The following is a 12,697-nucleotide window of genomic DNA, read 5'->3' on the forward strand; positions in this document are numbered from 1 at the left end:
AGATGTAGAGCGAGTACACCGTCAGCACCACGGCCACGGTGAGCACCACGACGGTAAAGCCGTAGTGAAACTGCTGCCAGAAGCGCCAGAACGGCGTGTCCCACCGGTACTCGCGGGCGGCGGACCGCAGCGCGTACCAGAAGATGGCCGAGCCGATGAAGACGTTCTGAAAGACGGCCTTGAGCTTTCCCGCGTTCCCCGCCGCCAGCACGATCCCCCGCTTGGCCGCAAAGCCGCGGAACACGGTGATGAAGATCTCGCGGCCAAAGATGATGGCCATGATCCACCAGGGCAGCACTCCGCCGAACCACGGAAAGCTTCCGCGCCCGTCGCCGTGGGACAGGATGTAGAAGGGGACGAACGTGGCGGCGAGCAGCAGCTTGTCGGCCAGCGGGTCCATCAGCTTGCCGAAGTCGCTGATCAGGTTGCGCGACCGGGCCAGGTGCCCGTCCCACAGGTCGCTGAACGCGGCGATCAGAAAGACGATGAACCCCGCCAGGCGCCAGCTGAACGAGTCCGTCATCACCATGGGCGCGACTACCACCGCCAGGACGATGCGCCCCAGGGTGATTGCGTTCGGCAGGTTGCGCCAGGGCATCGCGGGCTCCCGGGTCAGCTGAGGGCCTTGATGACCAGCTTGCTGACCGCCTTGAGCGTGTCGAACACCCCGATGCCGCGCACCCCCACCGCCTCGAAGGTGGGCACGCCGGTAGGGTTCAGCTCCCGCTGCAGCTCCTCAAGCGAGGAGATGTTGGGCAGGTCGCGCTTGTTGTACTGGATGACGAAGGGGATCTCGCGCAGGTCCAGCCCGTACTCCGACAGGTTGTCGTACAGGTTGTGCATGGACTCGATGTTGGCGTCCAGCCGCTCCACCTGGCTGTCGGCCACGAACACCACGCCGTCCACCCCCTTGAGGATGAGCTTGCGGGACGCGTTGTAGTACACCTGCCCGGGCACGGTGTACAGGTGAAAGCGCGTCTTGAAGCCGCGGATGGACCCCAGGTCCACCGGCAGAAAGTCGAAGAAGAGCGTGCGTTCCGTTTCCGTCGCCAGCGAGATCAGCTTGCCGCGGGTGTTGGGCGCCACCTTCTCGAAGATGTACTCGAGGTTGGTGGTCTTGCCGCACAGGCCGGGGCCGTAGTACACGATCTTGCAGTTGATCTCGCGCGAGGCGTAGTTGATCATCGACATGGGCGTGGCCTCCTAGAGATCGCCGAACAGGCGGTCGATCTCGTCCTCCGCCTCGTCCACAAAGCCTGCCTCCACGCGGGCACCCTGCGGCGACGCCGCGGACCGCGCAAAGAGTTCGCTGAACACTTCCGAGAGTTCGCGCACTACCGCCTTCACCTTGATCCGGATCATTCCCAGGGTGGTCCGGTTGTCGAACAGGACCACGAGGATCACCCGCCGCACCACGTCGGCCAGGTACATCGACTCCTTCTCGCCCTGGTGAAAGAGCGAGCTGAACTCGGTTTCGCCGATCATCGCCGCCAGCTGGTCGTTGGCCGAAAAGTCGGCCGCGGCCAGCGACGAGAACGCCACGGAGTCAAACTCGGGCTTTTCGCCCGCCGTGGTCACCAGCTGCCCCGTGCGGTCCACCAGCAGGGCGCAGCGGGCGTTGGAATCGTACAGAAAGCTCTGCAGAATGCGGTCGATGCGCTGAACGTCGCGTTCATCGAACGACCAGCTGCTGGCGCCGGTACCGGCCATCAGGCGACCTCCGTGGGCTGCCGCGACTCCAGGCCGGCTTCCAGGCGCACAAGGACGCCCTGCGCACGCTTGCGCAGCAGCGGGCGCTGCTCCCAGGCCAGAAAGTCGCGCAGCAGCAGCACCGTGTCTACCGAGGCCGGTACGCCGCCCAGGTACTCCAGCGCGGCGAGCCGGCGGAGCGGGTGGGGGCTGAACAGGTCGCGGCGGCTGCGGCTGATCTGGTCGCGCACCAGCAGCCCGCCCAGCGCGGCGGCGGCCGCGGCGGCGAGCAGGGCGAATGCGGCGGTCCGTACGAGTCGGTTGCTTTCCATCACCCGGGGAAGGAGGACGGGAATCCTTGGAGTGGGGTGAACGCGGCACCAACCTAACGCGGCGCTCCCCAAAAAACAAAAGGCCGCGGCGTGCCGCGGCCATGCAGAAGCAAAAGGCGCGCTCGCGCGGGCCGCTACAGCTCGCGGCGGCCCGCCAGCGCCTCGGCGATGGTGACTCCGTCGGCGTACTCCAGGTCGCCGCCCACGGGGAGCCCGCGCGCGATCCGCGTCACCCGCAGCCCCAGCGGCGCGAGCAGCCGCGCCAGGTACAGTGCCGTGGCCTCGCCCTCCACGCTGGGGTTGGTGGCCAGCACCACCTCACGCACCTCACCCGTCCCCGCGCGGGCCAGCAGCGGCGGTACGTTGAGCTCCGACGGGCCGATGCCGTCCAGCGGCGACAGACGGCCGCCCAGCACGTGGTACAGCCCGCGGTACTCGCCCGTGCGCTCGATGGCCATGATGTCCGACGCCTCCTCCACCACGCACAGGGTGGCGGCGTCGCGCCGGGGGCTCAGGCAGATGGCGCAGGGGCTGGCGTCGCTCAGGTTTCCGCACCGCTCGCACGGGCGAACCTTGTCGCGCACGTCCAGAATGCTGCGCGCCAGGCGCCGGGCATCGTCGTCCGGCGCCTTGAGCAGGTGGAACGCGAGACGCAGGGCCGTCTTGCGCCCGATCCCCGGCAGGCGGGCAAACTCGCCCACCAGTTCGTCGATGGCCGACACGCCGCGTCAGAGCCCCGGGATGGGGAACGGCAGCGACAGCCCGCCCGACACCTTGCGCATCTCGTCGTCGTACAGCTGCTGGGCCCGGTTCTGCGCCTCGTTCACGGCGGCCAGCACCAGATCTTCCAGCATCTCCACGTCGTCCGCCTGCACCACGGTGGGGTCGATCTTGATGGCGCGCAGCTTTCCGCGCCCGTCCGCCGTCACCGTCACCATGCCGCCGCCGCTGGACGAGGTGACGGTCTTCTGGCCCAGTTCGGTCTGCAACTGGGAGATGCGGGCCTGCACCTGCTGGCCCATCTGCAGGATCTGCTGAAAGTTGTTCATCGGTTCCGAATTCCAGGTCCGCGCGAAGGCGGAAAAAGCGTCAGTCCGGCGCGTCGCGAAGGGCGGGCCGGAAGCGGAGAAATCCGCGTCAATCCAGCAGTTCCAGGTCCCATGCTTGTACCGCCGCCGCCAGCACCGGTTCCCCCTGCATCAGCCGGCTCAGGCGGTCGGCGCGGGCGCTCTGCGCGGTGATGCGCTGCCCGCCGGGTGCCTCCGCCGCGCCCGCGGCCGAGGCGCGGAACTGCACGGCCACGCGCTGCCCCAGGCGGCGGCTGAGCGCGTCTTCAAAAGCCCGCAGCGCACCGCGGGAGAAGCGGTCCAGCACCACGGGGAGCACGTCGGCCGCGATGGTAGACGGGCCGGCGACTTCGGGGCGCGCGGGGCGCAGCAGCGGGCGCGAGCCCTGCGGCAGCCCTTCGCCCGATTCCAGCACGGCCGCCCACGCTTCCCGCACCCGCCCGGGGTCCAGCGGCAGGCCGCGCGGCACCTCCTCCGCAACCGGCGCGTCGTCCCGCGTGGCGGCCACCGGCGCCGGTGCGGGGCCCGGAACGGGCGCGGCGGCGCGGATGGGCGGCGCGGAGGCGCGGCTCGCGTACGCGGGCGGCGGGCCGTAATCACCCGCGTCGTCCTCCAGGTCGTCCGGGGGCGGGGGCGGCGGCGCATCGTCGAACCGCGGCGGCCCGTCCGAGAACCGCGACGGGCTCTCGGAAAAGCGCGGCGGCTCGGGGCGCGGCTCCGCGAGCGGCGCAGCCGCTTCCGCCTTCACCGCCGGAGCGGCAGCCGGGGCCGGCGGCGGCGCGGACGTGAAAGCGGGCGCCGCCTCGGCCACCGGCGCGGGCGCCTCGGCGGGCCGGCTGTCCGCGCGGCGGTCCGCGACGGGCGCGGGCGGAGCGGGGGCCTGCGCGGTGGCGGTTTCGGAAAGGCGGCCGGCCCGCGGCTCAGGAGCCTGCGGACGGCCGCCCGCGGAGTTTCCCGGGGGGTCGCCGCCTCCCCGCCCCAGCGCGGCAAGCACGTCTTCCAGGCTGACCGTGCTTTCCAGGTAGGCAAAGCGCAGGAGGAGAAGCTCGATCAGGATCCGCTGCTCGCCGCTCTTGCGAAAGCGGCCGTCCGCGTCCAGTTCCGCCACCTGCGCCAGCATGCGCAGCAGGTCGCCGGGCGCGAACCGCCCAGCCAGTTCCGCCACGGTGGGTACCAGGTGCTGCGGCACACCCTCCGCCTCGCCACCGTCCAGGCGGACGATGAGCAGCACGCGCAGAAAGTCCGCCAGGCCGCGGTAGAACTCGGCCAGGTCGTACCCCTGCTCCAGCAGCCGCCCCACGAAGCGGAACACCTCCGCCGGGCGCCGGTCGGCGATGATGCCGAACAGCTCCAGGAACACCTCCGTCCCCACCAGCCCCAGAATGCGCCGCACGTCGTCCGCGGTGGGCGCGCCTTCCGTGAAGCTGAGCACCTGGTCCATCAGCGACAGGCCGTCGCGCATTCCCCCGTCCGCCTTCTGGGCGATGGGAAGCAGCACCTCGTCGCCCACCTCGATCCCCTCCGCTCCCAGCACGGTCCGCAGCCGCGCGACCAGATCCACCGTGGCGATGCGGTGAAAGTCGAAGCGCTGGCAGCGCGACAGGATGGGGGGCGCCGCCTGCTGGATCTTCTGCGGCTCCGTGGTGGCGAAGACAAAGATGACGCGCGGGGGCGGCTCTTCCAGAATCTTGAGCAGCGCGTTCCACGCCTCGCGCGTGAGCATGTGCGCCTCGTCGATGATGTAGACCTTGAAGCGGTCTTCTTCCGACGGGGCGTACATGGCCCGCTCGCGCAGTTCGCGCGCGTCGTCCACGCCGCGGTTGCTGGCGGCGTCGATCTCCACCACGTCCAGCGAGGTGCGTCCGGCCCAGATGCGCTCGCAGCTGTCGCACACGCCGCAGGGCTCGCCCTCATCCGTTCGGTTGGGACAGTTGAGCGCCATGGCCAGCACGCGGGCCAGCGTGGTCTTGCCCACGCCGCGCGGCCCGCAGAACAGGTACGCGTGCGCCACGCGGTTGCGCTGCACAGCGGCGCGCAGCGTCTGCGAGACGTGCTCCTGCGTGGCCACCTCGGCAAAGTGGCGCGGGCGATAGCGGCGTGCGAGTGCGGTGCGTGACACGAAACTGCCGGGGAACGCGGGGGAAACTTCAACGGCGTGCAATATAGCCCCCCGCGCACCCCACCTCAACGGCGGCGCGGATCACGCCCGGCGCGGATTGCAGAAGCGGGGGCGGCGCCATGCGCCGCCCCCGCGTACGTGTCAGCCCTCAGGGGTACCGGGGGAATCCGCGTTCGCGGGGGATCCGCCCGGTGACCGCTGGCCATCGGCCTCGTCGGGCGCCTGCCCCCAGGGGTGCTCCGGCTCGCGCAGCGTCATGGTGCCGTAGCCGTAGTTGGTGGGATACTCGGCGGGCCGGTTGGCCTTGCGCGGCCGCCCGCCCTTGCGCCCGTTCTCGCGCGCCGCGGCGGCCTTGGCCGCGCTGCGCGACGAGCCGCCGCGGCTGGCGAACGCCTTGAGCATGGCGGGGCCCATGATCTCGGCCAGCACCCCGGCTGTGGCCACGTCGGTGTTGAGCTCTTCCCAGATCAGCCCCTCGCCCATGGGGTCGGTTTCTACCTTGGCCAGCTGCTCGGGCGTGAGCCCCGCCAGGTGCGGGAACATGCTGGGTGGAAACGAGAACGCCTGCCCCAGCTTGAGCTCTACGTCGATGCGGCCCGTTTGCGGGTTGTAGCGCACCGACTTCGCCCGCGGTTCCGTACGGTCGGCGATGCGGTCGGCCTCACGCGCGGCCTCGTACTGAGCAAGCAGTTCCTCATCGGTGATCGGCGGATAATCCATGAATACGCTCCCAGGCGTTGATGAGCAGACTCGCATTGGCGATCACCAGCCGTGCCGCCACGAGCACCTGCCGGGAATCCACCTTCTTCCAGTTCACGATTTCGACCGGTTTATCGGCCGAGGGAAGCAGGATCTTGATGTTGGTCCCGCCACGCCGCCGCACATGCACATGCGGCGGCGCGTGGTCATTCAGATAGATCCAGATGCTCCATCCGCCTTCTCTCACAATGACCGGCATACGATAATCCATCGGCTTGGGTTTTGTCAAGCATGGCGCTGCTCCCGGGCTACCAGCCCAGGCGCCATGCGTCTTCCACGTGCTCGATGACCGGCTCGCCGCCCACGGGGAGCAGGATGGCGATGGCGTCGAAGCGGTACACGTCGCCGGGCGCGCCGTGGCGCTCGATCCACGCCTGCGCCACCTGCTGGATCTCGCGCCGCTTCTTTCGGGTGATGGAGTACAGGGGGTGCCCGTAGCCCAGCCCGCCTCGCGTTTTTACCTCCACAAAAGCGACGACCTCGCCGCTTCTCGCGACGAGGTCGATCTCCCGGTGTCCGATTCTGTACTGCCGGTGGAGGATCTTCCACCCGCGGCCCGCCAGAAAGGTGGCCGCCAGCGCCTCCCCGCGGTCGCCCAGCGCCTTGTTCGCGCCGGACGGGCGGGGCGGCCCGGGTTCACCCGGCCGCCGCGGCACCCTGCGGGGCGGGAAGGGGCGCCACGAGGCGCTGCCCGATCGCTTCGGCAATTACGCCGATCTGCTGCATCAACTCCCTGAACTGGTCCGGATACAGCGACTGCGCGCCGTCGGACAGGGCGCGCTCGGGGTCCGGGTGCACCTCCACCATCAGCCCGTCGGCCCCGGCGGCCACGGCGGCGCGCGCCATGGGAATCACCTTGGCGCGCAGCCCGGTGCCGTGGCTGGGATCGGCGATGATGGGCAGGTGCGAAAGCGACTTGACCACGGGAATGGCCGTGAGGTCCAGCAGGTTGCGGGTGTGCGTGTCGAACCCGCGCACGCCGCGCTCGCACAGGATCACGTTGTGGTTGCCCTCGGCCAGCAGGTACTCGGCGCTGAGGAGCAGGTCCTTGACGGTCGCCGCCATCCCGCGCTTGAGCAGCACGGGCTTCCCCGCCCGGCCGGCGCGGCGCAGCAGCGAGAAATTCTGCATGTTGCGCGCGCCGATCTGCACGATGTCGGCGTACTGCGCCACCAGCTCCAGGCTTTCGGGGTCGATGGCCTCGGTGACGATGGCCATCCCCGTTTCCTCACGCGCCTTGGCCAGCAGCTTGAGCCCGTCCTCACCCATCCCCTGAAAGGAGTAGGGCGACGTGCGGGGCTTGAAGGCGCCGCCGCGCAGGATGGTGGCGCCCGCCTCGCGCAGCCGGTGCGCGATGCCGATGATCTGCGCCTCGCTCTCCACCGAGCACGGGCCCGCCATGACCGACACCTCGCCGGCCCCGATGCGGGTGCCGTTGGGGAGCGTGACGATGGTGGGCTCCTCGCGCCACTCGCGGGACACCTGCTTGTACTGCTGCGAAACGTGGATGATTTCCAGCACGCCGTTGAGCGCTTCAATGCGGTCGCTGTTCACCTTGCCGTCGTTGCCGATCAGGCCGATGGCGGTGCGCATCTTTCCGGGAATGGGGCGCGCCTCGTATCCCAGCTCGTTTATCGTGCGGACGACGGCATCGATCTCGGCCGCCGTAGCGTCGTGTCTCATGACGACCAGCATGGTCCGGATTCCCTCGGGAGATGGAAGAAATGCAGCATTGAATCTACCGCCGCGAAGCCCCCGCGTCTACCAACTCGCCGCGGATTTTCAAGGCGATACCACGCGTGGCGGGAGAGGAAGTGCCCAGTGCGGGAACTGCAGTGCCCAGTGCCCAGGTTCAAGTGCGGGAACTGCAGTGCCCAGTGCGGGAAGAGCAGTGCCCAGTGCCCAGGTTCAAGTGCTCAGGAGGACGAGCACCCGCCGGCACTTGGCACTTGGCACTTGGCACTTGGCACTTGGCACTTGGCACTTGGCACTTGGCACTTGGCACTTGGCACTGCTCTTCTACGCCACCCTCTCCCCGAACGGCCACGCCCCCTCCAGCTCCACCCCGACGATCGTCGACACGCCGGGCTCTTCCATCGTCACCCCGTAGATCCAGTCCGCGGCCTCCATGGTGCGCGGGTTGTGGGTGATGACGATGAACTGCGTCTGCGCCTTGAAGTCGTTCAGCAGTTGGATGAAGCGGCCCACGTTGCTTTCGTCCAGCGGCGCGTCCACCTCGTCGAAGAGGCAGAAGGGCGACGGCTTGACGAGGTAGATGGCAAAGAGCAGCGACAGCGCCGTCAGCGTGCGCTCGCCGCCGGAAAGGAGGTGAATGCGCTGCGTCTTCTTGCCGCGCGGCGAGGCGTGGATCTCGATGGGCGACTCCAGCGGATCGTCCGGGTCCGCGAGCCACACGTCGGCCTCGCCGCCCTGGAACAGCGACTGAAAGGTGCGGTGAAAGTTCTCGCGCACGGTGGTGAAGGTGCCCATGAACACCTCGCGCGCCGTGCGGTTGATCTGCCGGATGGCGGCCGTGAGGTCGTCGCGCGCGCGGGTGAGGTCGCCCTGCTGCTCCAGCAGAAACTGCAGGCGCCGGTCTTCCTCCTCGTGCTCCTGCACGGCGAGCATGTTGATGGGGCCCAGCGCATCCACGGCCTGCGCCACCTCGCGCACCTCCGCCCGCCACGCGTCCGGCGTCCCTTGCTCCACCGGTGCCGCCTGGGTGACCAGGACCTCCCACGGGCGCCCCCACTCCGCCTCCACCCGCTCGCTGGCGCGGAGGCGGCGGCTTTCCTGCTCGGCGCGCTCCAGCTCCAGCCGGTGGCGCTCCTCCCCCGCTTCCGTCTCGCGCCGGCGCGCCACGCGGGCACGCTCCTCCGCGCGGGACACCTCCACGTCCAGCTCGCCGAGCCTCGTGTCGAGGTTGGCGAGCGCCGCGGCCTCGCGGTCCCGGTCCGCAAAGAGGCCCTGCACCTCGTCCCCCGCCCGGTCGCGGATGCCGGACAGTCCCTCCAGCGAGCGCCGCAGCTCTTCCGCCTCGGCCTCCAGCGTGCGCCCCCGGCCGCGCGCGCCCGCCGCGCCCTGGGTGGCGGCGCCCAGCGCGCGCTCCAGTTCGCGGAGCTCGCCTTCCGCGCGGGCGGCGGCCACGCGGAGTTCGGACTCCTCGTCGCGCGCGGCCTCCCACGCGGTGTCCAGTTCGGCGAGCGCGGCGCTCGCCGTCATCGCGGCGCCGGCCACCTCCGAAGAGTCGCGCTGCAGCGCCGCGAGCCGCGCGTCCAGCGCGGCGATGCGCTCCGCCATCTCCGCCGCCAGCCGCTGCGCGTCCCCCAGCGCCACGCCGACTTCTTCGCGCTCGCGGCGGATGCGCCCCTGCTGGTGCCCGTGGGCGGCGGCTTCGGCATCCATCTGCCGGAGCTCGCCTTCCATCCGCCGGACGTATTCTTCCGCCTCGCGCGCCTGCTCCTCGGCCATGGCGGCCTGCTCCGCGGCGGCGGCCCGGTCCGCGGCCAGGCGGTCGTGCTCCACGCGCGCGTCCTCCACTTCGGAGCGGAAGCGGGCCAGCGCCTCGCGGCGGGCCAGGATGCCCTCGCCGGACACGGGCTCGCCCAGGCGGATCACGCCGCGCGGGTCCACCGTGTCGCCCAGCGCGTCCACCCGCGACCCCGCCGCGTAGTCGCGCAGCTCGTCTTCCCCCGCGACGACGGTGAGGCCGGCCAGAAAGGTGTCCACCCACGCCGCGGCCTCGCCGTGCCCGGCCACCCCCAGCCGGGCGGAGTGCACGGCGCCCACCGCCTCGCGCACGCCGGGCGCGTCCAGCGGAAGCAGGAGCAGGGTGCCGCCGCCGTCCCACTCGTCGCGGAACCAGCGGCGCACCCGGCGCGCGGCGGCCAGATCGCGAACCACGAGCGCCTGCAGCAGCGCCCCCAGAAAGGATTCCACCGCGCCGGAGGTCGCCGCGTCCTCCGTCGTCGCGCGGACGAAGTCGGCCAGGGGCGCCAGCACGCCGGAAAAACGGTCCGCCTGGGCCATGATGGCGCTCACGGCGGGGCTGAACCCCTCGTAGCTGCGCTCCAGCGCCTCGCGCGCGGACACCTGCGCGGACAGGCGCGACAGGCGGTCGTCCGCGGCGCGCAGGGCGTCGCGGACGGAGGCCTCGCGCCCGCGCAGCACGCGCACCTCCTCGCGGGCGCGCTCCGCCGCGTCCAGCGCCGCGTTCAGCCGGTCGCGCAGCACCTCGCTCTGGCCAGACCACAATTCCGTCTGCGACTCCAGTTCCCGCAGGGTGGCCGCGACCTGCGCCTCCTGCGCGGAGAGGCGGGCGATGCGCTCCGCCGCTTCCGTCTGCCGGCGGTCCGCCGCGGTGCGCTCGCCCTCCGCGGCGGCGGTGTCGCGGGCCAGCTCGCGGGCGCGGGCGGCGGCCTCCTCGTTGGCGCGGCGGTGCGAGGCCAGGGTGGCGCGGACGGCCTCGTTTTCCTCCAGCCGCGCTTCCAGCCGCTCGCGCACGCCCTCCAGCCGGGCCGCGGCGCGGGCGCGCTCGCCTTCCAGCCGCGCGGCGTCCGCGCCCATCCGCTCCGCGCGTTCCGCCAGTTCGCCGCGCTCGCGCACCAGCTGCGCGATGCGCATCTCCGCGTGCGAGCGCCGTTCATCCGCCAGCAGGATCTCGCGTTCGCGCGTGTCCAGCCGCCGCCGCACGTCGTCCAGCCGCGCCGCCACCTCGCCGCGCCGGCGCGTGAGATCGGCCGCCTCGATGCGCCGCTCCGCCACGATCGCCTCCGCCGTCGCGCGCTCCGTCGCGGCTTCGCGCCCCGCCTGCTCCAGCGCGGCGAGCCGGGCGGTGGCGGCGGCCAGCGACGCTTCCAGCGCGCCCACCTCCGCCTGCGCGATGGCCATCTCCAGGTCCAGCCGGCGCGCCTGCAGCTCCATGTGCCGCTGCGCCTTGCGCCGCTGGCGGGCCAGGGCGCGCACCTTGGATTCCACCTCGCCCACCAGGTCGTTCAGCCGCGACAGGTCTACCTCGGCCGCTTCCAGCCGCCGCTGCGCCGCCTTGCGCCGGTCCTTGTAGCGCCCGATCCCCGCGGCTTCCTCGAACATGGCGCGCCGCTCGTCCGGACGCTCGCTGAGGATGGCGTCGATCATCCCGCCTTCGATGATGGAATAGGCGTTGGCGCCCAGCCCGGTATCGCGCAGCAGGTCGTGGATGTCGCGCAGCCGGCAGCTCTGCCGGTTCAGGAAATACTCGCTGCCGCCCTCGCGAAACACCTTGCGGGCGATCTCGATTTCGCTCTGGGGAATGGCGACGGACCCGTCTTCGTTGCTGAAGACGAGCGAAACTTCGGCGTAGTTGAGGGGGCGGCGCTTGAAGGAGCCCTGGAAGATGACCTCTTCCATCTTTCCGGAGCGGAGCGCGCCCGCGCGCGTTTCGCCCAGGACCCAGCGCACGGCGTCGGCGGTGTTGGATTTTCCGCAGCCGTTGGAGCCCACGATGGCGGTCACGCCGTCGCGCAGCTCCAGAACCGTCTTGTCGGGAAAGGACTTGAAGCCGTGGAGCTGAAGGGAGCGAAGCTTCATTTGGGGGAAGCGGGGGGCCTGCCGGTGCGCTCCACGATCTTCACGGGAACGCGCGCCTTCTCCAGCATGGCGCCCATGGGGCGGGCAGAGGCGGTGTCGCGGTAGGCGCCGGCGTACACCTTCCAGCGCTCAGTGCCGTCGCTGAACGGGACGGGCGCCACGTAGGCGGGAATGCCCTGGCGGCTCAGCCCCGCCGCGCGCTCCCGGGCCTGCGCCGCGTCGGCATAGTCGCCCACGTCGTAGGTGATGGGGCGCTTCTGGATGAGGTCCCAGGGGCCGCCCACCTCGTCGGCATCCATTACCTTGGCCGCCAGCAGGCGGTCGCGCAGGGCGAGCACCTCGGCGGTGTCGGCCACCATCCCCGCCATGATGCGCCAGTAGGTGACGCCGTCCTTGAGCTCAGGAAAGACGAAGAGCTGCGCCTCGGGAAAGCGCCGCGCCACGGACGCCGCCTCGGTCTCCGCCGCCTCGGCCGTCTGGTAGTTGCCCACGAAGACGGAATACGGCAGCGCGACTCCCTCCTGCCGCGCCGGCCCGCGCGCGGCGGGACGGACGGTGGCGGGCGTGGTGGAGGGCGCGACGGGATCGGGTTCGGCGCCGCCCAGGAACGGGAGCGCCAGGCCCAGGCGCGGCGCCAGCAGCGCCACCGCGGCGATCAGGAGCGCGAGCAGCAGCAGGGCCAGCAGCACCGGGGACACGCCCCGCCGCCGTGTGGAGGCCGCGGGCTTCTCCTCCCAGTCCGGCTCCGGCGCGGGGATGTCGCGCGGGGCCACCGTCTCGGCGGGAAGCGTGTACGCCGGGTCCGCCGGGAGGGGCGCCGGGGGCGGAACCGGGATGGAGCCCGCGGGCGCGTTCCACGGCATCACCGGCTCCGGGTCCGGAAAGCGGTCCGCGGGGGCGGCGGGCGCGGCGGCGCGGGGCGCCGCGGCGGGCGCGGGGGCCTGGTCGCGGCGCGGCTCCGTGAGCCAGGCGCGCAGCCGCACCCCCGGGAACGCGGCGGCCGCGGCCTGCCCGGCGGCGGGGCTGCCCAGCAGAATCGTCTCGCCCGCAAAGCGGCCCAGCGCGGCCAGGTCCGGCGCGTCGAGCGGGGCGAACAGGAGCATGGCCGCGTTGGCGTCGCGGAACCCGGCGACGATCTTGTCCCACCGCGGGCTGCGCAGCAC

The 12,697-nt window shown here is 71.5% G+C and carries 13 protein-coding genes; all 13 read right to left on the reverse strand.

The features are described 5' to 3' along the window. On the reverse strand, positions 1-598 hold a 598-nt coding region (locus VF665_RS15250; protein WP_331054294.1), incomplete at its 3' end, for a CDP-alcohol phosphatidyltransferase family protein. A gap of 14 nt (positions 599-612) precedes the next feature. Further along, positions 613-1,191, reverse strand: coding sequence for a GTP-binding protein (locus VF665_RS15255; protein ID WP_170035600.1), 579 nt, complete (start codon positions 1,189-1,191; stop codon positions 613-615). Positions 1,192-1,203: 12 nt separating this feature from the next. Beyond that, positions 1,204-1,710 carry a roadblock/LC7 domain-containing protein gene (locus tag VF665_RS15260; RefSeq protein WP_331054295.1) on the reverse strand — a complete coding sequence of 169 codons (507 nt, stop codon included), beginning with the start codon at positions 1,708-1,710 and terminating at the stop codon, positions 1,204-1,206. Continuing rightward, a complete protein-coding gene (locus VF665_RS15265; protein WP_331054296.1) occupies positions 1,710-2,021 on the reverse strand; it encodes a hypothetical protein in 312 nt (103 codons plus the stop codon). Before VF665_RS15265 ends, VF665_RS15260 begins: the two co-directional genes overlap by 1 nt. 134 nt (positions 2,022-2,155) lie before the next feature. After that, complete coding sequence (gene recR / locus VF665_RS15270) at positions 2,156-2,743, reverse strand: recombination mediator RecR (RefSeq protein WP_331054297.1); 588 nt, start codon at positions 2,741-2,743, stop codon at positions 2,156-2,158. A gap of 6 nt (positions 2,744-2,749) precedes the next feature. After that, positions 2,750-3,070 (reverse strand): YbaB/EbfC family nucleoid-associated protein, encoded by a 321-nt coding sequence (locus tag VF665_RS15275; protein WP_331054298.1) that lies wholly within the window; start codon positions 3,068-3,070, stop codon positions 2,750-2,752. An 88-nt stretch (positions 3,071-3,158) separates the two neighbouring features. After that, positions 3,159-5,207, reverse strand: coding sequence for a DNA polymerase III subunit gamma/tau (gene dnaX, locus VF665_RS15280; protein WP_331054299.1), 2,049 nt, complete (start codon positions 5,205-5,207; stop codon positions 3,159-3,161). A gap of 141 nt (positions 5,208-5,348) precedes the next feature. Beyond that, on the reverse strand, positions 5,349-5,927 hold the full coding sequence (locus tag VF665_RS15285; protein ID WP_331054300.1) for a DUF2442 domain-containing protein: 579 nt from the start codon (positions 5,925-5,927) through the stop codon (positions 5,349-5,351). Next, positions 5,902-6,195: a DUF4160 domain-containing protein gene (locus VF665_RS15290; RefSeq protein ID WP_331054301.1), complete on the reverse strand. Its 294-nt coding sequence runs from the start codon at positions 6,193-6,195 to the stop codon at positions 5,902-5,904. The genes VF665_RS15285 and VF665_RS15290 overlap by 26 nt, the downstream gene beginning before the upstream one ends. Positions 6,196-6,214: 19 nt before the next feature. After that, positions 6,215-6,622, reverse strand: coding sequence for a YraN family protein (locus VF665_RS15295; protein WP_331054302.1), 408 nt, complete (start codon positions 6,620-6,622; stop codon positions 6,215-6,217). Then, complete coding sequence (aroF, locus tag VF665_RS15300) at positions 6,603-7,661, reverse strand: 3-deoxy-7-phosphoheptulonate synthase (protein WP_349263142.1); 1,059 nt, start codon at positions 7,659-7,661, stop codon at positions 6,603-6,605. The genes VF665_RS15295 and aroF overlap by 20 nt, the downstream gene beginning before the upstream one ends. 324 nt (positions 7,662-7,985) lie before the next feature. Beyond that, complete coding sequence (gene smc / locus VF665_RS15305) at positions 7,986-11,534, reverse strand: chromosome segregation protein SMC (protein ID WP_331054304.1); 3,549 nt, start codon at positions 11,532-11,534, stop codon at positions 7,986-7,988. Further along, the coding region (locus VF665_RS15310; protein WP_331054305.1) for an SPOR domain-containing protein at positions 11,531-12,697 on the reverse strand (1,167 nt) is incomplete at its 5' end. The genes smc and VF665_RS15310, both read right to left, overlap by 4 nt.

It is taken from the genome of Longimicrobium sp. (genome assembly GCF_036387355.1).
In the GTDB taxonomy this organism is placed as follows: domain Bacteria; phylum Gemmatimonadota; class Gemmatimonadetes; order Longimicrobiales; family Longimicrobiaceae; genus Longimicrobium.